Below are 22,966 nucleotides of genomic sequence, written 5' to 3' on the forward strand. Positions count from 1 at the left end.
GACTAGTTAATAAATAATGATAAGTAACTAACTTGATCCCCTTAGAATTGGGGAATTTATCATGGTTTACTATTGTTTATGAAAAGTCAAATAGTTAGCGTTAATGCTTTAGGAAAAGGGTTTGTGAGTGTAATGATGAAGTTGATTAATGGGGAGGGGAAGCGGAGGGAAAAAGAAAATAATGTAGAAGACCTATAATTGAAATGAAATGAGCTATTACTTATTTATAAACAATGAAATATGGGCATAATCTAATATTGAAAATGATGCTACCAATTAGGAACATCGATCCGAAAAATTTTCCCAAGTAGTAGTCCGTAAAAAAGAAGCCGGCAATTTGCCGGCTTCTTACATTCATCTACGAGGATTTTTGTGAATTCTTTCTTTTCTCAAATCCTCTTTCATATCATCCAAGTTGATCGTATCCACTGTCTGCATGTCTTCATGCATATCGAACAAACTTACGCGATCCGAAGAGGGAATCCCTTCAGGATGCGCTAAATAGCGAAAGTGGATCGTTTCTCGCTTTTCACTGTCTGCGGGCAGCTTCTCATCAGCCATAGCTATTGCCTCCCTATATCTGTTTCCTTATAGGATTGGCAATGACGGTGAATCTATTCGTACCCGATCATTCACAGTGGACAACTATGCTCGATTCAGCGCCTCCGTAATGGGGCAGTCGTCTTTTCTTTATTTGATATAAGTTTGCGGACAATCGGATATACAACCGGAGCCCATTTAATAGCTGTCTTGATTACTCTTCCTAATTTCATGAAATTCGCTCCTTACTAACCGTTTTCTTTAATTTGCCCTCTTCTGCAAATAAGTAAACAAAATCCGCTATTTCCTATGACAGTTTCACTATGTTAATCAACTTCTTGTTTGTCATATTCAAAACTTTTAAAAGAAATATGTTTGATTTTGAAAGTATTTGGATAGAACTGGGGAAATTGTTAAGAAGAGAGGAGCAATATTACTTGAGTAAGATGAAAATGATTATGTTGACCGCAATTATGACACTCTCATTCAGTGTCGTGACCGAAGCGGCTATATTTAGCCAGACAGAAAACGGAGAGGACATCACAAATCTTTCCCAAGAAGTGAGACCGAATCTTAATGATATTCCTTTTGCTGATATCTGGAAAGATGCGTTTCCGTTATTTTACCCGCCGTTAGAGTTACTGAAGGAAGAACCTGTAACATACACGGTCGCGGAAGGCGATAATCTATATCGAATCGCCTTAACTTACGATATGGCATTGGATGAATTAATGAGTTTAAATAATTTAACCGGAGAAGTAATCCACCCGGGTGATGTTTTGACAATTAGCGGAGAAAATCCTGGAAATGAAGTCGCTGCATTAGAAACTGTCATGGTTGCATCGATCACTCGGGATTCTATCCCAGAAAACGCACAAAAAAAACCGGTATTCAACGAATCCATTTCGAGCCCACCGGCAAGTTCAGGGACTGAAATGGTTGTAACTGCAACTGCATATACCGCCTATTGTCCCGGTTGTTCTGGGACGACAGCGTATGGGATCGATTTACGCTCCAATCCAGATAAGAAAGTCATAGCGGTAGATCCGTCGATTATTCCACTAGGAACGAAAGTTTGGGTGGAAGGCTATGGGGAGGCGATTGCCGGAGATGTTGGCAGCGCAATCAAAGGTCATAAGATTGATGTTTTCATCCCTTCCTATGATAGTGCGATGCAGTGGGGCGTTAAAAAGGTGAAGATAAAAATCATTAATTAACTAGATACGTATTGGGAATTGTTCACTATATATTCCCAGTACGTATTTTATTTGTTACACTATTAATTAACTAATTGATCGTCGGTTGGAGGGATGGAAATGAAAGATATGAATCAGAAGCTTTACGATTACTTGCTTGAAAGCATAGATGCCATTACAGATGCGTGGTTGTTGGAACGTGAAGAAAAGGATGGCTCAATTTATTCGAAGGATGCCGGTGATTGGTCAGAGCAGATGCTGCGCGAGCAAAACAGGCAAACGAATTTGACAATAGCAAGCAGTTTGTTGGAAGACCAGGAGGCATTTGAAAATAATAAAAAAAGTTGGGCGAAGCTTGTTGCGGAAAGTCGGGTTAGCAGCAGGACGCCGATCTATGAAGTCCTTGACGCATTAAGTAAGTTAAGGAAAACATTCTGGAATTTCATTGAACAGTTTGTCGATCGGGAAGTGGATCATGTCCTTCGTTCTGATATTCTGAATTGGGGAATCGTTATACATAAAGCGTTCGATGAAATCATAGTGGAGTTCACGACAAGATATGATGAGCTGATAAATTCACGGCTATTCGCTCAACAAAGCCTGATTGAAGAGTTGAATGCACCGATTATCAAGCTTAATTCGACAATCGGGGTACTGCCGATAATCGGGGACGTTGATACGACAAGAGTACAATCGATTAGTGACTATGTTCCGACTAGGTGTGTGGAGCTTGACGTCAGTCATCTCTTTATTGATTTGTCTGGTGTTTCCATAATCGATACGATGGTTGCGAATCATATTTATCAATTGATGCAGGTACTTGATCTGCTTGGGATTGAGTCGACTATGACGGGTATCCGACCGGAAATTGCTCAAACCTCCGTCCAATTGGGCCTGGATTTTTCAAAGATCCGTACGTTTGGTTCGTTGCAGCTGGCGCTTAAAAAGAATTTTAAGGAACTTGAAATATAATAAACGTAAATATGGAGTGTTCAGAACTTCGGTTTTCACCGTCAATCTGGACACTCCATTTTTTATCTGTAATTTTGAATGTCAATTCCGAATAGATCCATTAGAATTGCTCCCTTAGCATCTTCAGTAATTGTCTTGGAGCGTATCACGCCATACTCGGATACTGTCAATTCAAGGTCCTTTACTGTTGTTCTGCCTGCAGCGGTCGCTACTGTGACGATGTCAACATGGGTGAAGGTTGATTCGGGTGAAACTTGATTGAACACACATCCTTCATGGAAATCGTGAAGCTGCTTTTCGATTGTGGAAAATCGGTACAGTGGTCGGGACTCTCCATTCCGTGTTCTAATCAAATCAAAAATACCCTTACTGGATTGCTGTACCGCATAAGTTCCGCTGACATCTGTTTGCGGGTCCCCGTTCAATGGGATTGGAAGGATAGTGGAATCCCCAAATCCGACATCGACGAGATAAGGTTCATCCAATTGGACGATAATGGCGGCATGCGTTTCCGGCTTCGCCCACTGTCCATTCGGCCGGAATACAGTGGCGGCGATAAGGGAAGCGTTGTATTCTAGCTGTCTCAAAAGCCAATGAAATAGACCGTTCAATTCATAACAATAGCCACCACGATTCCGAAGTACGATTTTATCGTAAATCGTGTTCAAATTTAAATAGATCGGTACTCTGCGGATGACATCGAGATTTTCAAATGGAATTTTGGTCATATGCAGACGTTGCAGTTCAGACAACTGCTGCAGGGAAGGTTTGTTGTCATGTGATGCATTGAACCGGTCGAGGTATTTTTCAATTTCCATTCTATCGGCCTCCTAACAAGTAAAAATAGTATACCATTTTAAGAAATGGGCGACTCAATAAAAGGTCACTGCAAGGACTAATGTCCGCAGTGGCCATTCATGATCAAAGGTAAATTTATCTCAACCAACCATTACTACTATTGTTGTAATTTGTAAGCGCATACAATAGTAAAACAACAATTTGCGAAAAAGATGTAATACTTTCAGCTTATTACGAATATAAGGGTATTCAAGACTAATGATTTATGATATTGTAATAGAAAGATAATTCGGATATTAAGATGGTAGTCAGTATATATCCGATGAGAGAATGCGGGGGATTTCAGATGAGAAGACATAATGTTGTTTGCATCGCGATTATAAGTGCATGCCTATTCCTCCTAGTCGGCTTTAACGACCAGACAAAAAGGGTTCATAATCCTAACTTGCTTAGTATTGCTCATAGGGGCGCATCCGGTTTTGCCCCGGAAAATACCCGATCCGCGTTCCATAAGGCAGTCGAACTCCGTGCGGATTACTTGGAATGCGATGTCCATCTTTCAAAGGATGGAGAGCTCATTATCATGCATGATGATAAAATCGACCGTACAACAAATGGAAGCGGCTACATTAAGGATATGACATTGGATGAGTTGAAAGCATTGGATGCAGGAGGGGCATTTGGTGTTGAGTTCCAAGGCGAACCGATTATAACGCTCAACGAATTGATGGAAGAATTCTATGACCAGGTTGGATTATTGATCGAACTGAAAAATCCGCAGTCCTATCCGGGGATAGAAGAAAAGGTCGTTTCACTATTGACGGATTACAATGATATTAGTTCAATCATCATCCAATCATTCGATGTCGATTCCATGAAGAAAATACATACTTTATTGCCGGAGGTTGACGTGGCAATCTTGGTCCATCCTTCCGAATCGTTATTATCTGCGAAGAAGCTAGATGAATTGACGTCATTCGCATCGTATATCAATTTCAACGTGTCCTTCTTAAGCAAAAAAATGGTGGATAATATTCATGAACGAGATAGTAAAGTTCTCGTCTGGTCGAAAAAAGATAAAAGGTTAGTGTCGAAAGCACAAAGATTCGGCGTTGACGGCATCATCTCGGACTTTTCAAAATGGCCGACAGAAGAACCGATCTACTTGGTACAGGAATAGATGGATGAGAAAAAGCCGAAAAGCGATTTTCGGCTTTTTTTCGTCTAGACTCCGGGCGCTAGCCGCTCGGGTCATAAGTCGGCTCAGCTACACGGCAAAAGACGCCGTTTCGCAGATCCGCCTTATGCCTGTCGCAGCAGAGCTGTCACGAAGAACAGCTTTTGCGAGTAAAAGCGTAGCGTTACGAGCAGTTAGCGAGCGCCCTACGCTTTTGTTGTTTTTTATTCCCACCATTCAATTCCCACTTTTAGCGGAAATGATGGGAGAACTATAGTATGATGGACGGAATGGAGACAATCTGAAATGAAGAGTAAATCGTTCTATACTGAAATTTATCCATCAATACTATTGAGAGGAACTGTGAAAGTTGATCATTAGCATTTTATATGAAGATAATCATTTGCTTGTTGTAGAGAAACCGGTCAATTTGCCCGTTCAGGGTGATGACAGCGGAGATGATGATCTTTTAACATTATTGAAAGCGGATTTGAAGGAGCGGCATCAGAAGCCGGGGAATGTCTATTTAGGTCTTGTGCATCGGTTGGACCGTCCGGTAGGCGGCGTCCTTGTATTCGCAAAAACTTCAAAGGCCGCGTCCCGACTTTCCGACGTACTGCGGAAAAGGGAAATGGAGAGGGAGTACTTGGCTGTTGTCAGGGGCAGCTTAAGTGATGCGGGCCAATTGGAGCATTATCTATGGAAGGACACGAAGAAAAACAAGGTCCATGCTGTTGACGCATCCCACCCGGGCGCAAAGAAAGCCATCCTCCATTATGAAACAATTGACAGGAAGGATGGCATGAGTCTGCTCGCAATCCGGCTCCATACAGGAAGGTCACATCAGATCCGGGTACAAATGGCAGCATCAGGCGCCCCGCTGTACGGAGATCAGAAATACGGTCAGCATGTGAATCGGCCTGGTCAGCAGATTGCTTTATGGGCACATACCCTTTCTTTCCCGCATCCGACGACGAAAGAGATACTTACCTTCACTTCCAATCCGCCAGCCGAGCATCCTTGGCATATTTGGAAACAGGTCGGCGCTGTATCATTGATGAAATAAAAGGAAGTTTGCCCCCGGTTGATTGACATCGAAATTCAGTACCCCTACACTTAGATAGAGAAAACATGTTGGAGGAAACTATGACAAACCATCCGTTTATCCCGATCATTGTAGGGACTGATATCAATGCATACAATATGGCAATATCTTTTCACGAGGCCTACGGAATCAATCCGATCCTCGTCGGGAAGGAGCCTTTATCTTTCACAAGTTTAAGTACGATCCCCGGGGCAATCGAGCTTAATCCGAACTTGGGGGAAAAGGACGAGTTCGTTCGCTTCTTAAAACAAGTTGCAGCAAAATATAAGACGCAAGGGAAAAAGATGCTGCTCATCGGAACAAATGATTTATATGTCCGCATGATTATCGAGAGCCGTGAAGCGCTCAAGCGGGATTTCGTATTCAATTATATTGACGAAGAATTAATGAATAATCTGCTTGTTAAGAAAAATTTCTACCAGCTTTGCGCAGAGCATGGAATTGATACACCAGCTACATATTTCCATTCATGTGAAACAGACGACAGTTTCGATGAAGAAGTCATGTTCCCTGTTATCATCAAACCAAGCAACGGCGTGCAATATTACAAGCACCCTTTTGAAGGCATGCAGAAAGTGTATAAAGTCGATTCTTATGAAGAAATCCAACAAGTCATCAAGACAATTAAGAACAGTGGTTATCGTGACGACTTGATCATCCAGGACTTCATCCCGGGCGACGATACATATATGTGGGATTCCGTTTTCTACATTAACAGCAAAGGCAAATCCGAGCTGATCACGTTCGGACAAGTCGTTTTGCAGGAGCATACCGTGACAGCGATCGGCAATTATACAGCGGTCATCACCCGGTATAATGAAGAGATGATGCTGAAACTTAAAGGGTTCTTAGAGGCGCTGGACTACGTCGGCTACGCGAACTTCGATTTGAAATACGATCATCGCGACAAAAAGTTCAAAGTGTTCGAAGTGAATATCCGACAAGGACGTTCAAGTTATTACATCACTTCATGTGGGCATAACCTGGCGAAGAATTTTGTCGATGACCTCATTTATGGTGTCGAAAAGCCATTGACGCTATTGGACGAAAAGTTCCTATTCACTGTCGTTCCGAAAATCGTCCTGAGGAAATTTGTTGACAATGCCAAAGTACGTAAAGAAATCGATCAGCTGATAAGAGCAGGCAAATATGCCAATCCGTTGTTTTACAAGAGAGACAAAAGCTTCAAGAGGAAACTTTATCTTTTTATGAGACAAATCAATTACTACAGGAAGTATAGAAATAATAGATGGTCATGAAAACTCCCCGTTGCGTTTAGCGCATCGGGGATTTTTGGTTACTTCTTCATAGTTTACAGTCCCCGTGAAAGAGGAATAGATGATAGCTAACAATTTAGGAGGAATTAACACCATGAGAAAGCCAGAGAATCCCGTGATCGAGAACAAAAGGGATAAAATAATCGAAAGCCTTGTCGAAGAAGGCGTCTTTAAAATTAATGGAAAACAATTATATCAACTATCTTTATATGAGTTAATGAAACAGTATACTATGAAGGCAGAGTAAACTGACGTTGGGGGGATTTACTTGAAAGAAAAATTGGATGAAATGCGGCATGGATGGCTGGAAGAAGCGACTATCCAGCAAATGCAGGGAAGAATGGAGTCCGGTCATCTTACATCAGAAGAATTGACCGTCATGTATATGGATATAATTTCAAAGAAAGACTTAAATATAAATGCCATATTGGAACTGAATCCTCAAGCTCTCCAAATTGCCAGGTCGCTTGATGAGGAACGGCGCGGAGGCGTAGTACGTTCACTGTTACATGGCATCCCTGTGCTGTTGAAGGACAATATGGACACTGGAGACGGCATGCATACTAGCTGCGGGTCGTTGGCAATGAAAGACCATTATGCTGAAGAAGACGCATTTTTAGTGAAGAAACTCCGGGAAGCAGGCGCTGTCATTTTAGGCAAGACGAATATGACAGAATGGGCGAACTTCATGTCGGATAAAATGCGGAATGGATGGAGTTCTCGCGGCGGGCAAGTGAATAATCCTTATGGCCTTTTTGATGTGGGAGGATCGAGCTCCGGTGCCGCAGCTGCTGTTGCAGCCAATATGGCAGCAGTCTCCATCGGAACGGAAACAAGTGGATCCATCATCAATCCATCAGCGCAAAACGCGCTCGTCGGCATCAAACCAACTGTTGGATCAATCAGCAGAAGCGGCGTCATTCCGCTTTCATTCACCCAGGATACGCCAGGACCAATGGCGCGGACTGTGGAAGACGCGGCTATCACATTCGGTTTACTGGTAGGGTACGATGAAGACGATCCAGTTACTAAGGAAGCTGAACGTTTCAATGGAATCGATTGGCTTTCCTTGTGCGATACCGAAGCACTTAAGGGGAAAAGGATTGGAATCGCCCGATCGATTTTCGTTCGTGAGATTTCGGCGGAGAGGAAAGAGAAGTTCGAAGAAGCTCTCCGTCGACTCGAATCATTAGGAGCCGAACTAGTCGATGATATCGACCTAGGGACGATGGAAGACGATCTGGGGTACGATGTCCTCCTGTATGAATTCAAAGCTGCATTGAATGGGTATCTTGGTAAAACCTCACCGATAAACCCAATTCGTACGTTATCCGATATTATCCAATTCAATAAGGAACATCCGGAAGAGACGTTGAAGTTCGGACAAGTGATGTTGGAAAAGGTGGACCGGACGAGTGGTACTCTGACCGAGCCGGAATACATTGAAGCATTGTTGCGAAACCGTCATTTGGCGGGGGAATTGGCTCTCGATAGGGCTTTTGACGAGCATAAGATCGACGTGCTCGTATTCCCGCAGGATCATGGATGTAGTTTCAGTGCAGCAGCAGGGTATCCGGCAATCACGGTCCCATCGTCCTTCACTGAAGAAGGCGAGCCTTTTTGCATTACGCTATGCGGCAAGGCATTTTCCGAACCGGAACTGATTGGCTATGCATACGCATTTGAACAGTCTGCGCGTGCAAGGAGAAAGCCCTGACTTGAAAGAAACTCGAATTCGGTCCATTATAAGATAAGGAATAGGGAAAGCAGGGATGAGAATGTCCTTCTTGGAAAAAATGGACGATACTATTAAGAAAAAGTGGAAGTTTGAAAGGGAAACACCGATTCAATCGCAAATGATCCCGGAATTGTTGAATGGACGGGATGTAGTCGCAGAATCACCGACAGGAACCGGGAAAACGCTTGCGTATGTCTTGCCTATCCTCCAACAGGTGGACGGTAAAAAGATGCAGACACAAGCGTTGATCATGGCTCCTTCACAGGAGTTGTCAATGCAGATCGTCAATGTCATCCGTGAATGGGTTGAAGGAACGGATATTACCGTTACCCAATTGATCGGCGGGGCGAACATGCAACGGCAGATTGACCGTTTGAAGAAGAAGCCGACCATCGTTGTCGGAACTCCGGGCCGACTCGTCGAACTCGTGAAAGCGAAACGGTTAAAAATGCATGATATCCGTTATATCGTACTGGATGAAGGTGATCAGCTATTATCACGGGATTACCGCGTCATCGTGAAAGATTTGATTGAAGCGGCAAATCCCGAACGGCAAGTTGCCGTCGTCTCCGCAACAATTACGGATGAAATTGAACTTGTCGCGAAAAAGCTGATGAATGATCCGATCCGGCTACATGTCTCTGTCGAAGATATGCCGTTGTCGGGCAAAGTGGTCCATTCCTTTGTCAAGATGGAAGCGCGGGATAAAACAGACTTTCTGCGTGGTTTTTCCCATCTGCCAATAAGGGCACTTGCGTTTATGAATAATGTCGATCAGCTTCGCATGAAGGAAATGAAGCTGCAATATAATGAGGCGCGAGTTGCGGTCCTATATTCTTCAATGACGAAATTCGAAAGGCAGGAGACGTTGGAAAACTTCCGGAAAGGCGAGATCCGGATTTTAATAGCAACGGACTTAGCCGCTAGAGGATTGGATATACAAGGACTGACCCATGTCATCCACGTCGATGTCCCTCATACGGTCGAACAATATCTACATCGTTCAGGACGGACAGGACGTGCAGGCGAGGACGGAGAAGTACTCACGTTGCTATCGTATCCTGAAGAACGGACATACAGGAAGCTTTCAAAAGGATTCAAGCCTGTCCAAAAGGTCTGGTACAAAGGGAAGTTGACCGAAGGGAATTCGAAGACGGTGGGCAGTCAGAAAGAAGTAAATAAACCGAAGAAGAAATAAGGCAGGGGCTGTCCAGAAAGTTTGTTTTTACTGACTTTCCGGACAGCCCTATTTCGTCAGTGGGAGTGATTATTAGCCCGGATAAGTGATCATAAATCTTGTTGAGTGATCATAAATCTTGGTGAGTGATCATAAATGCGGATAAGTGATCTTAAAACTTGGTGAGTGATCATAAAGCCAGGTAAGTGATCATAAATCCGGATAAGTGATCATAAATCTTGGTGAGTGATCATAATTCCAGATAAGTGATCATAAAACTTGGTGAGTGATCATAAATCCGGACAAGTGATCATAAAACTTGGTGAGTGATCATAAATCCAGATAAGTGATCATAAAACTTGGCGAGTGATCATAAATCCGGGTAAGTGATCTTAAATCTCGGTGAGTGATCATAAATCCGGACAAGTGATCATAAATCCAGAGAAGTGATCATAAATCCAGAGAAGTGATCATATAACTCGGTAAGTGATCATAAAACCCAGCAAGTGATCATAATACTCAGCAAGTGATCATAAAGTGCCACTCCATGCAAAAGAGGCTGCCAGAAAGTCAATCCATCGACTTTCTGGACAGCCCCTTTACTTATATCTGGGTAAGAATAATGGGTTCGTCTTTTGTGACAATAATTGTATGTTCAATTTGAGCGACGAGGGATTTATCCGGAGTCACGAACGTCCATCCGTCTCCAAGTTCAATGATATGCTCGGCTTTTTCGGAGATGAACGGCTCGACCGCCAACACCATGCCTTCTTTCATCAATGTTTTATCCCATGCGTCATAATAATTAAGAATATGCTGAGGTTCTTCGTGCAAAGATGTTCCGATTCCGTGCCCAGTCAAGTTCTTTATGACTTTCAGGCCGTTATCCTTCGCTTCCCGCTCGACTGCCTTCCCGATCTGGTTCAAACTTGAACCTGCTCTCACTTTTGTCATAGCACGGTCAAAAGCTTGTTTGGCCACGTCGCAAAGCAGTTGCTTCTTTTCATCAGATGTACCGACGACGAATGAAATGCCGGTATCGGCAAAGTATCCGCCAAATGACGCGGACACATCGATATTGACAAGGTCGCCGTCTTGAATCACACGTGAACCCGGAATGCCGTGGGCAACTTCATGATTGACACTGATGCATGTATAGCCCGGGAACTCATATTGGTCAATCGGTGCGGATACAGCTCCGCGCTCAGCAAGAAGTCGTCCTCCGAGTTCATCAATCTCTTTTGTCGTAACACCAGGAACAGTCGCCGCTTTCATCGCTTCCCGCACCTCTGCGACGATGCGACCGATCTTTTTCAAAGCTTCGATCTCTTCGTTGTTCTTTACAATCATGATTTACAGGTCCCTTCTTTGAAACGTAATTTTCCATCTGATTATAACATAATTATTCAATCGTAAATAAACGTATGCCTATCCTAGTTGATTTTCAGTTTTTATTAAACCAGTTCTGGCTGAGGATTACTTTAAACTGGCTGATCATGATGATGGACCAGATTGGTAATGTTTAATTCGCTAACGAGGCCGTAAATCCATTAAAGGATTTATGTCCTTTTTTGTTGAATACTTAAAATAACGCAGTAGGTTAGTTTTACGAAGAAGATTTTTTTTGATTGCGTTGAATATGTTGATATATGTAAGTTGTTGCACGAAAGGGGTACCTTACTTCAAGTATGGGGATGGGGGTTGGTTTAATTGTACAATGGCTTTTACAGTAATTTTAGTTCAATTGTTGTTGCTTTGTTATGTTGGTGGATAGTGTTACTTTTCTTTCAAAGAATGGCATTCCGTTTAAATAATAGTTGGAAGAAAGATATCACTGTAACATTTATCCAAAGTGTATTTATAATAATCTTACTTCCAATACTCGCCAATTTCATTAGATGATGATAAATATGTTACTGCATTAACAACCGCTTCTTTACATGAAGGCTGGTGAGCTTCTTTGGAGGCTCTATTTTCGTGTTCAACATTAAGTTGGAAATAAGAGTTAGATTGAGACTAGAAGAATTAAAAAGAATCCCTTGGAAGTAGTAATGCTGAGGACTTGGGGTCTAGGTTGGTATGGTACAGGAATACTCATCGTCAAACAATTCAAGGAGGCGATATATTGAGAAAATTGGCTTTCATTTTTATATTACTGGTCTTCTTATTAACCGCATGCCAAGCAAATGATCCCCATGGAATTACACTGGAAGAAGTGCTCTCTTCATTTGAAGAACAGCAATTGTCACTAATAAATAGCAAAGTAAATAAGGACCATATTTTTGGAATGAAACTTAATGGAATTAGACCTTCTGCTTATGATATAGATAGGAAAAAGCTTTTAGTTTATATCTATGATTCAAATAACGAACGAGAAAAGGGTTGGGAAGATTGGCGTGAAAAAACAGCTAGTATGAATACGGTCGGATATAAAGTGTATGAGGTGAATAATGTGATGCTGTTTTACGTGTATGAAAAAGATCTAAATAGTGAAATAGACAGTGAGATACAAAATGCGGTAAATGGATTAAGTCGTTAATCGATTTTCAACTAACGCTGCAGGTTAATTGAAGAAAAAGTATAAATGTCAAGACAATGAATTGTATGAATAAAATGAGGTACCAGCCAACCGTGAAATTAGGAATTGTCCTGGGATGTGGTACTACATTTTTCATTCAAACCTTCCTGGTATGGAATATTATGTTGATAGTTAATTAGAAGGGGATGCATATGAAAAGATCAAAAGGGATGAGATGTTTTATATTCATATTTATATTCTTACTACTAGCACTAACAGCTTGTAATCCAAAACCTGAATTCAAATTGTATGAAGGCAAACCAATGAGAATAGCAGTAGTTGGAGAACCGCCAGAAGTGGAAGAAGAGCAAATAAAGTTTGATCAAGTTTCCTTCGACGAATTAACTAGTGAATCAATCAGTTCTTATAATGCCGTCATTATTACGGAAGAAAAGCTTGTCGAAGCTTCAGAAAGCCAGTATGCAGATTTGTACTTACAGTCAACCATTCCATTCTTTTTCATTTCAGCTAACAGCCATATTCCTTTTACGGTGAAGGACGTAGAATATGATTCCGGTTGGGAGTGGACTTCGGGGAAAAGCTATGCTGTTGGCGTTCTGACGATACAAGAAGAAGATGAAGAGGTCGTAAAAAGTTGGGGATTTGGTTTATATAACAATGAAAATAATGATGAACATATAAAAGCATTGTATGCAAGAATTTTTATGACAATTGAGGAACTACATCTTTAATAGAATCGGTTACTTGAAGATTGAACTGCTTTGAGGGTTCTATTTCTTGTTTACATAAAGTTGCAGGTTAGTTGCAGGTGTTGTTTACCGTGTGTTCAACAATCAGGCCATGCAGTTTAATAAAAGCTTTGTGAGAAGGGGTACTATAACAATGAAAAGCTGGTCAGGTTCAGCAGGTATTTGTATCAATGAACATAAGGAAATACTAATGGTCAAAAGTTTTGGGTCAGAGAGATGGGCGGTACCTTCTGGTGGTATTGAAGAAGGCGAAAGTCCAGAGGAATGTTGCATTCGGGAGATTAAAGAAGAAACGGGATATGACGTGAAAGTCATCAAAAAATTAAAAGTTAAAGAAACAACCATTAAAAATATAAAAGTAAAGACATATTATTTCAGGGTGGAAAAGATCGGCGACAGCAGTGGAATTAATGATCCTGATCAAATTATTGTCGAAGCCGATTGGAAATCCTTGTCTGATATAAAAACTATTAACCACGTCTATCCCGAAGATTTAGAGTTACTACTAGAACAATATAAACATCTTGAACAATCGGTCGCGTTCGAATAAAAAGGACCCTAAACATGTCCTTTTTCAATAGTAATCAATAATGCCTCTTAACAGAGCCTGCAATAAGAATTACCTTTTCATGTCTTTACTGTTGCCATGCAGCTAAAAATTTAAGATATACTCCAATTGATTGGAGTGGAGATCGGCGACCCCAGCGAACGCCGTTACGAAGAACGGCGTTTGCGAGCAATGTTTTTTCGACCCTGAGGGAGCAGGATGCCTTAATTTCTGCAAAAAGCGCAGAAATACGGCAAATCGAACCCTTCGCTGTTCGATTGGCTGAAGCCGTGCCCGCGGAAAGCGTCCGATCGGAACGGAAATCAATTATATTTGTAGTGGGTTAGAACATTTACTATCTACCCTAACATATTTCACTCACTATGCCTTCCTTCCCTATCATTTCAATACTTTCACGCCGTGGTAGACATTCCAGATGACGACGATAACAAACAGCAGTCCGTAGATGAGCATGAACAGGAAAGGGGCCAGTCCCCAAAAGTCGAATTGCCCTGTCAACATTGTGTACATCCTCGATTCATAGGAAATCATCGAAAACGTAAACAGGATGAAGCCGGCAATAAGGAGCACGACTGGAATAAGATGCGAGATAAGCGAACGTTTCGCATGCCCTTTCACGTCATGATCATCCGTGACAAAAAAGACGATTGCAGGCAAGAGAAGCGGTGAAAAGAAGATGCTGAAATAACAGAGGGCTGATAATAGTTTATTATTGGTCATAGGCTTACCTCCCGCAATTCTAATAAGTAGTTTACAATTCATCTTGCTTATAAGTACTGTAACATATACAATGTATACGACAATTGAATTACATGACCACAAGGGGTGCCTATAAGGCTGAGATTGGATATTCGTCCTAACCCTTCGAACCTGTAAGTTCATACTTGCGTAGGGATGTGGATGGAAACTGACAACGATCGATGTCTCGGTTCTATCCGGGATGTCGTTTTTTTGTTGCGAAAAAGTTTTAAAGCTGTTTAGTAACCGTAACCATGATGGGCATGTTTCAAACGTATCCATATATGTGATACCCGGTCGAGGCAGAAAAAACGCTTTTTCATTCCGTATCCCTCCGACTAAAAAAGGGGGAATTACAATTGGATCGCAAAAGACTTCAGTTAATGTTGGAGGTTGCCATTCTAGGAGCTTTATCGTTTGTATTGGATAACTTGACGCTATTTAAAATGCCTCAAGGCGGGTCCGTCACCTTATCAATGTTGCCGATCATCTTGATGGCATATCGATGGGGAGTTTCTGGCGGTTTATTGACCGGATTGATATCGGGTCTCCTGCAAGCTGTTATAGGGGGCTATATCATCCACCCCGTGCAAGGCGCTTTAGATTATTTTGTCGCATACACGGTTGTTGGATTGGCGGCGTCCACACTCAGATGGCTGATTAATAGCAAAGCGGCTGGACGCAAAGGCTCGATGGCTGCAGCAATAATTGTCGGGACGGTGTTGGGCGGCCTTCTTCGGTACTTGGCCCACTTTATTGGCGGTATGGTGTTTTTCGCTGAATATGCCGGAGACCAGCCGGCTTGGTTGTACTCCTTGGTATACAATGGATCCTATATGATTCCATCCATCATATTGTGTGCAATCGTAGCAGTTGTTCTTTTCACATCCGCGCCTAGACTTATTCAAAGAACATAAAAATAGCAGGGGTATGTGTCATCATGCTCCTGCTATTTTTTAATGCGTACGTCTGCCTGAAAACAGGAAGATGCATGCTATGATGACTGCTGATAAAAAGATGGCAGCTGCGGATATGAACAGCTCCTCCGTCCCGTTTTTAACGGCAATGCCGATAAACGCCCAAACAAAAACGAGATTCATCACATAATCCTTGTAGTGGTACATAAAATGTAAAGCGAAAGCCGTGGAAATCGTTAAAAAGATGACGGCCCATAAAGGATCACTTAACCCGAACCCAGTCCAACCATGGATCATTAGAAGATAACTGAAGTTCGAGATGGTCGTAATGAAAATCCACCCAGTGAGCAGGCTAAATGGCACTCTGCCAAGCAATCGGTTTTCCCGTTTCGGGAAGGTACCATATAAAGTGAGCAACACAATGAGAAGAACTATTTTCGTAATGACGGTTCCGGTGAACAATCCGAAGTGCCAAAGGACAATCCAAGCAATATGGAGAAGACAACTTAATACGAAAAGGTAAGTGAAGCGGTTTCGATGTGCGGAGCTCATCTCGTGGCAAGTCTTTTTGAAATTGAAAATCCAGAAAAAAAGCATGATATAGAGCAACCAACAGATGATCAATACATAGTCTGCCGGAATGAAAAGCAACGGCAGCCGATTTGTTATATCGCTTGTTGTGTTTCCATTCAGTGAGTAAAAGCTTGCGGTTATATTCAATAGTATGACTGTACATAGCGACAGGGTCATAAGAAGTATTCTAGACATAGTACATCCTCCCTCAGAACAGTATACATAGGAATGGGGGACTGTGCGAAGGAAAGTATGAAGTTTCCGTCACAAATCCATTATTTCGAATGCCGAAGATTCATGGTATAATAAAAACATGATTTAATTACAATTTTCCGAATGATTAGGGGGACTATAATTGACTACGACAAAAACATATTCACAAGTATGGGATTTAGATGTATTTTTCAAAGGCGGCAGCGGTTCGGAGCAGCTTCGTACTCACCTTGATACGGTAAAAGAGCAAATCGGTGCATTGGAAAACCTTGCAATTGCCACGCAAACACCTACAACCGTGGAAGATGCGGATCAAATTCTTCATGTAATTGATGAAATCAAAAACACTGCGAAGAATCTTAGGGAAGCGGGAGCGGTCATTGGATGTTTCATCGCCGCGAATACGAAAGATAAAAAAGCGCTTCTTCTCCAAGCTGAAGTTTCCTCGTTAGGAGCGAGGTTCCAGCCAGCCATTTTGAAGATCAAACTAGCAATTGCTAAGACTAAAGAAACTGTTTGGAAAGACTTGTTGGCGACCGAGCAACTATCCCAATTCGATTTTATTCTACAAGAATGGCGCGAAGAAGTTCAATTGAAACTGTCCGAGGAGGAAGAAAACCTTATCACTGCACTAAGTGTCGATGGGTACCAAGGGTGGGGCCAATTATATGATCGGCTTGTCGGGGACATTACGATTGAAATGACAATTGATGGGGAAGAGAAGAAGCTTTCCGTTGGCCAGGCGAATAATTTGAGCTCCCATGCAGATGTCGAAGTACGCAAGGAAGCGTTTAATAAACTTGAAGACGCATGGGGGGCGAAAGAGGATTTCTTTGCCTCAACATTGAACCACCTTGCAGGATTCCGCTTGGCTGTCTATAAGAAGCGCGACTGGGATTCCGTTCTGAAAGAGCCTCTCATGCGGAATCGGATGAGCCAAGAGACGCTTGACGCAATGTGGGGGGCTATCAGTGACAATAAAGCCCCTTTTGTAGAATATCTGAAGCGAAAAGCCGAACTATTGGGAAATGAAAATATGAATTGGTATGATTTAGATGCACCTGTCACTTCATCCACGAAGGAAATGCCGTTCCAAGAAGGCGCTGAATTCATCTTGGAGCACTTCGGCAAGTTCGGTCCGGAACTCGAGTCATTTTCGAGGAAAGCATTTGAGGATAGCTGGATCGAAGCGGAAGACCGGGCGGATAAACGTCCGGGAGGATTCTGTACGGGCATGCCGATTTCAGAACAATCCCGCATATTCATGACATATAGCGGCTCCATGTCCAATGTGGCGACGTTGGCACATGAACTGGGTCATGCGTTCCATTCATACGCATTGCGACCAGTCCATTATATGAACCGGCAATACGCAATGGGAGTTGCAGAGACGGCCTCCACTTTCGCTGAAATGATCGTCGCTGACGCTGCCGTCAAGTCGGCGGAAACAGAAGAGGAAAAACTAGCATTGCTTGAGGATAAAATCCAACGCAGTGTGGCATTCTTCATGAATATCCATGCACGCTTCCTGTTCGAGACGCGCTTTTACGAAGAAAGGAAAAATGGAGTGGTGCCTGCTGCAAGATTGAATGAGTTGATGGCTGAAGCACAAAGAGAGGCATATGGAGGAGCTCTTGATACAGTTCATCCGCATTTCTGGGCTTCGAAGCTGCACTTTTATATTACGGGGACACCATTCTATAACTTCCCGTATACATTCGGATACCTGTTCTCATTGAGCATTTATGCGAAAGCCATTGAAGAAGGGGAATCGTTTGAACAGAAATATATGGCTCTCTTGCGCGACACGGCCGTCATGTCAGTCGAGGATCTTGCGATGAAGCATCTCGGTGAAGATATAACTAAAGAGGAATTCTGGGCAAAAGGTGTGGCGTTATGTGTGAAAGACGTAGAAGAATTTTTGAAAATAGCTTCCGAAGAAAGGTGAAGACGCATTGATTCTGCTTGAAGGGCGAACTTGTTATTTGCGTATATTGACAGAAGACGATGCAGCGATATTCACCCAGTTGCTCAAAGCAAATCGGGAATATTGGACGGTCTTTGAGCCTCGTCATGAATCGAGCTACTATACGGTTTCTGTCCAACGGGATAAGATAAGGGAATCCATTTATCAAATGAGAGATCGGCGCGAATATAATTTTGGGATTTTTGACGCCGAAACAAGCAGGTTGATCGGTCATATATCGTTATACAGTATTAAAAGGCTGCCTTTTTCAAGTGGTTTCGTCGGTTATTCAATCGACGAACGGGAAACAGGAAGAGGTCTTGCGACAGAAGCGGTAAGAATCGTTACGAAATTCGCATTCGAAACCGTCTCGCTGCATCGGGTGGAGGCGTTCGTCTCTCCCCGTAATGCCGGTTCGGTCAGAGTGCTGGAGAATGCCGGTTTTATCCGTGAAGGATTGCTGAGAAAACTTTTGTACATTAACGGTTGTTGGGAAGATCATTATATGTATGCCTGCTTGGCGGACGACTATTGAAAGGGTAAGGCCGCCTGGCGGAAACTAGCTATAAAACTTAAAAACCGATTCTTCTAATGAAGAATCGGTTTTTGTCTTATTCATGTCATTTCCGCACCTAGTGCAGTATGCTTTTGTCTATTTCCCGGGAAATCCGGTGTCAGTTTTCGTCGATTGCTTCATATCCGTCGACGATGATATCCAAAAGACCGGTGTCCGGGTGGGCGACGAGGCCGTGTACAGCCACTTTGCGGTCCATAAGTGGGTGATTCCGCACTTGGTCAACACTTCTTTTGACGCTATCTGTGACGTCATTGAAGCCGCGAAGCCAATCTTTCATATCGATGCCCGAGTATTGTAAGGTTTTAAACAGATTTTTGTCTACTCCACGATCAACCATCTTGTCTATGATCTGTTTGGTGTCGATTGAGCTCATGCCACAGTCGTGATGCCCGATAATATACACTTCATCGGCCTGCAATTCATATAGGGCGATTATGATGCTCCTCATGATCCCGCCAAAAGGATGAGTGACGATAGCGCCGGCGCTTTTGATGATCTTCGCATCGCCGTTACGTAAGTTCATCGCTTTTGGGAGAAGTTCTGTCAGCCTTGTGTCCATACAAGTCAAGATGACAATTTTCTTATCGGGGAATTTTGTAGTGGCGTACTCTTCATATTTCTTCTCGTTTACAAATTCTTTATTGTACGCAAGGATTTCAGACAATAGTGTCATGATGAGGCCCCTCCATTTTTCAATTGGGATTTTAAGAGATGAAACATCTCTATTTTTAAAGATACATACAAACTATAGTAAGTAGTGTACAGAAAAAGAAAAGAGCTGCCAAGTGGCAACTCTTTGATTAATTTATTTTACTTCCGGTTTTGGATCAATTATTTCTGCATCGGCAGAATTGAGAGCCTTCCCGAGAAAATGCATTGTGAAAAATGCTGCTATACCAAGTACAATTGTGTAACCGATAACTGTAGTAAACATCAAGCCCATGATGAGACCCCTCCCTACAATAAATGTTAGTGTACATTCATTATACTACATTCCTGGAATAATTAAAGAGCAGATTCAATTCTATTACTAAATTGTGTCCGAAGTCAGAACGCCCAGTTTCCATTGCGGAAGATAGGTTCGATTGTTCCGTCCGCCAACTCTCCGTCAATATCCATTTCCTCCGAGCCGATCATGAAGTCGACATGGGTGATGCTTTGGTTCAATCCATGTTCTTCCAACTCTTCCGTCGACATCGTTTTACCGCCTTCCAGACAGAAGGAATAGGCACTGCCGATTGCAAGATGATTGGATGCATTTTCGTCGAACAATGTATTGTAGAAGAGAAGTCCAGATTCGGAAATTGGCGATGCATGCGGAACTAGTGCGACTTCTCCGAGATGCTTGGCTCCTTCATCCGTATCGATCAGATGTTGGAGTACTTCTTCACCTTGGCCGGCTTTCACTTCTGTAATCCGTCCGTCCTTGAAAGTGATTGTGAAATCATCGATAATATTTCCGCCGTAGCTTAGCGGCTTCGTGTTTTTGACGTATCCGTTCACGCCTGTCTTATGTGGGACTGTAAATACTTCCTCAGTTGGCATATTGGCCATGAACGCATTACCATCGACATTGACACTTCCGCCCCCAACCCAGAGATGCCCTTTTGGCAATTCAATCGTCAAGTCGGTGCCAGGTGCTTTGTAGTGGAGTTTGGCATATGCTTTTTCAGTCAGATAATCGGCCTTTTCGATCAATGTACGGTCAAGTTCCTTCCAAGCTCCGACCGCATCTTCCTGATCTGCCCGAACAGCTTTGAAGATGGCTTCCCAGAGTGCCGGGACTTGTTCAGATTCATCCAGCTCGGGAAACACTTTTGCAGCCCATGCCTTTGAAGGAGCCGCGACGACTGACCAGCTGAAGCGGTCGGCCATCATCATCTTCCGGTAATTGCCGAGTGCTTTTCCGCTTGCCTTCTGGACGTCTGCAATACGGGAAGGGTCCACACCTTTTAACAGGTCAGGACTTTGAGACACGATGCTGACGAAAGCCGCTCCGCCTTCTGCTAATTTTTCGCGTTCCATCACTTTCCATTCCGGGAAATCCGAAAATGATTCGGCAGGGGCCTTTTTATAGCGAATTTTAATCAGTTCCTCGTCGGCCCAATCGACGATGACATGTCTAGCTCCGGCTGTATAAGCCTTGTCAGCCAGCATTCTGACTAGTGGGGCTGTTTCAATGGAAGCGCTGATAAAGAGCGTCTGATCCTTTTGGATATTCGCCCCGACTTCTACGATCAGTTTTGCATAATTTTCTAACTTCTGTTCAAATGTCGACAACTAAACAACCTCCTTGGTCTGTATGTATTAATAGTACTAGAGTGTCAGAAAACAGGCAAAGGGAAAAATTCAAAAATACATAGTAATCAATACTGCCGGAATATGTGTACTATAGGTGACATTTCAATTTGAGATCATATTAATTATTCATGATTACTAAAGAAAGAAAGGAATATGTCGAAATAAGAAGAAGTAGACTGTATGACATGGAGGTACTGATATGGATTTATCAACGGTTTTTGGACTTATCCTTGGAGCAGTGGCGCTTTTTGTCGGTATGGCGATGAAAGGCGTTACACCTGATAATCTGTTAAATATAGCCGCAATCCTCATTATTATTGTAGGGACTGCGGCAGCAGTGGTCATCGCATTTCCGATGAAGGAGATCAAACGGGTGCCCAAGCTGTTCGGCATCATTTTCAAAGAACAGCAGTTGACGGCCGATTCAGATTTAATTAAGATGTTTTCAAGTTGGGCGGATGTCGCCAGGCGTGAAGGCTTATTATCTTTGGAAGCCAAGTCAGATGAAATTATTGATCCGTTTTTGAAAAATGGGCTTGGATTGGCAATCGACGGACAAAATGCCGATTACATCCGTGATGTACTTACCGAAGAGGTGGAAGCCATGGAGGATCGGCATTCGGCTGGTGCACTCATTTTCTCACAGGCCGGGACTTATGCGCCTACACTTGGTGTGTTAGGGGCTGTTGTCGGTTTGATAGCTGCGCTGAAGAACATGAATGACATCGATGCACTCGGACATGCCATCTCAGCGGCATTCATCGCGACGTTGCTGGGAATTTTCACAGGTTATGTACTTTGGCATCCATTTGCTAATAAGTTGCAACGGAAGTCGAAAGAGGAAGTGCGCCAGAAAATGATGATGATCGAAGGTATTCTGTCAGTCCTCGAGGGCGAGGCTCCACGGGTGATTGAACAGAAACTGGCGTCTTACTTGTCGATGGAAGAACGTCGGAAGCTCGCAGCTAAAAATACGAGCGACAAGGGGGCGGAACAGGTTGTCGAGGAGACGTAAGAGGAAGAATAAGGACGAAGGGCATATCAATGAATCCTGGCTATTGCCTTATGCGGACCTTCTCACTTTGCTATTAGCAATGTTTATCGTCCTGTTCGCATCCAGCTCATTGGATGAAGCTAAGTTCAGTCAAATATCTTCCGTATTCAACCAGATATTTGACGGGGGTACAGGCGTGATGGACAATAGTGCACCAACGCCCGTTCCGATTCCGAAAGACAGTGCAGGGGAGGAAAATGAAAACTCCTCCTATTTGGAGGACCAGCAGTCCCTTGAGGAAATCCAAGATAAACTGGATGAATATATTGCAGTTCAAGAGCTTGAAAATCAATTCCAAACGAAATTGACTGAAGAAGGGCTGCTGATCACGATCAGGGACAGCATCCTGTTCGAGTCAGGAAAAGCGACGATAAAACCGCAATATGCAACTTTGTCAAAAGACATTGCCAATCTGCTAGTATTTGAGAAGCCACGTCAAATTGTCATTACAGGACACACAGATGATGTTCCGATCAATAGCGCGGAATTCCCGTCAAACTGGGAGCTTAGCATGATGCGTGCGATTAATTTCCTGAAGACGATTGTCAACAATGACAAATTGGACCCGCAGCTATTCAGTGTGAAGGGGTATGGTGAAAATAAGCCCGTCGCTTCAAATGACACGGTCGAAGGAAGAAGCAAGAACAGACGGGTTGAAGTTTTGATTCAGCCTCTCGTTTTAAAAGATGGAACGTCAGTTGAATAATCAATGCAAAAACGGGTGAAGGATTTCTTTCGCCTGTTTTTTAAATGAAAAAGCCGATATGCCAGGTTTCCCTGACGTATCGGCT

Annotated in this window: 25 protein-coding genes and 1 riboswitch; of the genes, 16 read left to right on the forward strand and 9 right to left on the reverse strand. The window is 43.0% G+C overall.

What is annotated here, in order from left to right:
• Nucleotides 1–354 precede the first annotated feature (354 nt).
• Entirely contained in the window at nucleotides 355–561 is a 207-nt protein-coding gene (locus OC538_RS15540) for a hypothetical protein (RefSeq protein WP_251696465.1), read from the reverse strand.
• 95 nt (nucleotides 562–656) lie between these two features.
• Nucleotides 657–773, reverse strand: a complete 117-nt coding sequence (locus OC538_RS15545; RefSeq protein WP_262177173.1) for a hypothetical protein — start codon at nucleotides 771–773, stop codon at nucleotides 657–659.
• Nucleotides 774–986: 213 nt separating this feature from the next.
• Here OC538_RS15545 and OC538_RS17935 point away from each other — a divergent pair, with 213 nt between their 5' ends.
• Nucleotides 987–1,757, forward strand: a complete 771-nt coding sequence (locus OC538_RS17935; RefSeq protein ID WP_316044327.1) for a 3D domain-containing protein — start codon at nucleotides 987–989, stop codon at nucleotides 1,755–1,757.
• 99 nt (nucleotides 1,758–1,856) lie between these two features.
• Nucleotides 1,857–2,708, forward strand: coding sequence for an STAS domain-containing protein (locus OC538_RS15560; protein ID WP_262177175.1), 852 nt, complete (start codon nucleotides 1,857–1,859; stop codon nucleotides 2,706–2,708).
• Between the two features lie 62 nt (nucleotides 2,709–2,770).
• On the opposite strand, the gene OC538_RS15565 is transcribed toward OC538_RS15560, so the two are convergent.
• Nucleotides 2,771–3,526, reverse strand: a complete 756-nt coding sequence (locus OC538_RS15565) for an arylamine N-acetyltransferase family protein (protein WP_251696462.1) — start codon at nucleotides 3,524–3,526, stop codon at nucleotides 2,771–2,773.
• A 326-nt stretch (nucleotides 3,527–3,852) separates the two neighbouring features.
• Between OC538_RS15565 and OC538_RS15570 the strand changes: the two genes are divergently transcribed.
• From OC538_RS15570 to OC538_RS15595, 6 genes are all read left to right on the forward strand, one after another.
• Nucleotides 3,853–4,686, forward strand: a complete 834-nt coding sequence (locus OC538_RS15570; protein ID WP_251696460.1) for a glycerophosphodiester phosphodiesterase — start codon at nucleotides 3,853–3,855, stop codon at nucleotides 4,684–4,686.
• A gap of 367 nt (nucleotides 4,687–5,053) precedes the next feature.
• Complete coding sequence (locus OC538_RS15575) at nucleotides 5,054–5,749, forward strand: RluA family pseudouridine synthase (protein WP_251696456.1); 696 nt, start codon at nucleotides 5,054–5,056, stop codon at nucleotides 5,747–5,749.
• Nucleotides 5,750–5,829: 80 nt separating this feature from the next.
• Nucleotides 5,830–7,047 (forward strand): carboxylate--amine ligase, encoded by a 1,218-nt coding sequence (locus tag OC538_RS15580; RefSeq protein WP_262177180.1) that lies wholly within the window; start codon nucleotides 5,830–5,832, stop codon nucleotides 7,045–7,047.
• 112 nt (nucleotides 7,048–7,159) lie between these two features.
• Complete coding sequence (locus OC538_RS15585; RefSeq protein ID WP_251696452.1) at nucleotides 7,160–7,312, forward strand: Fur-regulated basic protein FbpA; 153 nt, start codon at nucleotides 7,160–7,162, stop codon at nucleotides 7,310–7,312.
• A 21-nt stretch (nucleotides 7,313–7,333) separates the two neighbouring features.
• Complete coding sequence (locus OC538_RS15590) at nucleotides 7,334–8,782, forward strand: amidase family protein (protein ID WP_316044313.1); 1,449 nt, start codon at nucleotides 7,334–7,336, stop codon at nucleotides 8,780–8,782.
• A gap of 61 nt (nucleotides 8,783–8,843) precedes the next feature.
• A complete protein-coding gene (locus OC538_RS15595) occupies nucleotides 8,844–10,001 on the forward strand; it encodes a DEAD/DEAH box helicase (RefSeq protein WP_251696451.1) in 1,158 nt (385 codons plus the stop codon).
• 582 nt (nucleotides 10,002–10,583) lie between these two features.
• On the opposite strand, the gene map is transcribed toward OC538_RS15595, so the two are convergent.
• Nucleotides 10,584–11,330, reverse strand: coding sequence for a type I methionyl aminopeptidase (gene map, locus OC538_RS15600; protein WP_262177184.1), 747 nt, complete (start codon nucleotides 11,328–11,330; stop codon nucleotides 10,584–10,586).
• A gap of 775 nt (nucleotides 11,331–12,105) precedes the next feature.
• Here map and OC538_RS15605 point away from each other — a divergent pair.
• The 3 genes from OC538_RS15605 to OC538_RS15615 all read left to right on the forward strand — a co-directional run bounded on the left by OC538_RS15605 (nucleotide 12,106) and on the right by OC538_RS15615 (nucleotide 13,818).
• Complete coding sequence (locus OC538_RS15605; protein WP_262177187.1) at nucleotides 12,106–12,519, forward strand: hypothetical protein; 414 nt, start codon at nucleotides 12,106–12,108, stop codon at nucleotides 12,517–12,519.
• A 191-nt stretch (nucleotides 12,520–12,710) separates the two neighbouring features.
• Nucleotides 12,711–13,250: a hypothetical protein gene (locus OC538_RS15610; protein WP_262177190.1), complete on the forward strand. Its 540-nt coding sequence runs from the start codon at nucleotides 12,711–12,713 to the stop codon at nucleotides 13,248–13,250.
• A 151-nt stretch (nucleotides 13,251–13,401) separates the two neighbouring features.
• Nucleotides 13,402–13,818: an NUDIX hydrolase gene (locus tag OC538_RS15615; RefSeq protein WP_262177192.1), complete on the forward strand. Its 417-nt coding sequence runs from the start codon at nucleotides 13,402–13,404 to the stop codon at nucleotides 13,816–13,818.
• Between the two features lie 396 nt (nucleotides 13,819–14,214).
• Here the strand turns inward: OC538_RS15615 and OC538_RS15620 are convergent, their stop codons facing one another.
• Nucleotides 14,215–14,556: a DUF4870 domain-containing protein gene (locus OC538_RS15620; RefSeq protein ID WP_251696443.1), complete on the reverse strand. Its 342-nt coding sequence runs from the start codon at nucleotides 14,554–14,556 to the stop codon at nucleotides 14,215–14,217.
• A gap of 91 nt (nucleotides 14,557–14,647) precedes the next feature.
• Nucleotides 14,648–14,748: riboswitch (TPP riboswitch) on the forward strand.
• A gap of 185 nt (nucleotides 14,749–14,933) precedes the next feature.
• Here OC538_RS15620 and thiT point away from each other — a divergent pair.
• Entirely contained in the window at nucleotides 14,934–15,491 is a 558-nt protein-coding gene (gene thiT, locus OC538_RS15625; RefSeq protein WP_251696442.1) for an energy-coupled thiamine transporter ThiT, read from the forward strand.
• Nucleotides 15,492–15,530: 39 nt separating this feature from the next.
• Here thiT and OC538_RS15630 read toward each other — a convergent pair whose 3' ends face one another.
• A complete protein-coding gene (locus OC538_RS15630; protein ID WP_262177200.1) occupies nucleotides 15,531–16,259 on the reverse strand; it encodes a tryptophan-rich sensory protein in 729 nt (242 codons plus the stop codon).
• 160 nt (nucleotides 16,260–16,419) lie between these two features.
• On the opposite strand from OC538_RS15630, the gene OC538_RS15635 reads away from it, so the two are divergent.
• Both OC538_RS15635 and OC538_RS15640 read left to right on the forward strand, forming a co-directional pair.
• Nucleotides 16,420–18,225, forward strand: a complete 1,806-nt coding sequence (locus tag OC538_RS15635; RefSeq protein ID WP_262177202.1) for a M3 family oligoendopeptidase — start codon at nucleotides 16,420–16,422, stop codon at nucleotides 18,223–18,225.
• A gap of 7 nt (nucleotides 18,226–18,232) precedes the next feature.
• Nucleotides 18,233–18,778 (forward strand): GNAT family N-acetyltransferase, encoded by a 546-nt coding sequence (locus OC538_RS15640; RefSeq protein WP_251696439.1) that lies wholly within the window; start codon nucleotides 18,233–18,235, stop codon nucleotides 18,776–18,778.
• A gap of 139 nt (nucleotides 18,779–18,917) precedes the next feature.
• Here the strand turns inward: OC538_RS15640 and OC538_RS15645 are convergent, their stop codons facing one another.
• The 3 genes from OC538_RS15645 to OC538_RS15655 form a co-directional block, all read right to left on the reverse strand.
• Nucleotides 18,918–19,493 carry a beta-class carbonic anhydrase gene (locus OC538_RS15645; RefSeq protein ID WP_251696438.1) on the reverse strand — a complete coding sequence of 192 codons (576 nt, stop codon included), beginning with the start codon at nucleotides 19,491–19,493 and terminating at the stop codon, nucleotides 18,918–18,920.
• Between the two features lie 132 nt (nucleotides 19,494–19,625).
• The gene (locus tag OC538_RS15650; RefSeq protein WP_251696437.1) at nucleotides 19,626–19,763 is read right to left on the reverse strand and encodes a hypothetical protein; all 138 of its coding nucleotides are present in this window, start codon (nucleotides 19,761–19,763) and stop codon (nucleotides 19,626–19,628) included.
• Nucleotides 19,764–19,867: 104 nt separating this feature from the next.
• The gene (locus tag OC538_RS15655; RefSeq protein ID WP_262177206.1) at nucleotides 19,868–21,100 is read right to left on the reverse strand and encodes an aminopeptidase; all 1,233 of its coding nucleotides are present in this window, start codon (nucleotides 21,098–21,100) and stop codon (nucleotides 19,868–19,870) included.
• A gap of 220 nt (nucleotides 21,101–21,320) precedes the next feature.
• On the opposite strand from OC538_RS15655, the gene motA reads away from it, so the two are divergent.
• Nucleotides 21,321–22,136, forward strand: a complete 816-nt coding sequence (gene motA / locus OC538_RS15660; protein WP_262177207.1) for a flagellar motor stator protein MotA — start codon at nucleotides 21,321–21,323, stop codon at nucleotides 22,134–22,136.
• On the forward strand, nucleotides 22,120–22,881 hold the full coding sequence (motB, locus tag OC538_RS15665) for a flagellar motor protein MotB (RefSeq protein ID WP_262177209.1): 762 nt from the start codon (nucleotides 22,120–22,122) through the stop codon (nucleotides 22,879–22,881). The genes motA and motB overlap by 17 nt, the downstream gene beginning before the upstream one ends.
• The last annotated feature ends 85 nt before the right edge of the window (nucleotides 22,882–22,966 follow it).

The sequence above is a fragment of the Saccharococcus sp. Marseille-Q5394 genome, from assembly GCF_946901335.1.
GTDB classification, from domain to species: domain Bacteria; phylum Bacillota; class Bacilli; order Bacillales_A; family Planococcaceae; genus Sporosarcina; species Sporosarcina luteola_C.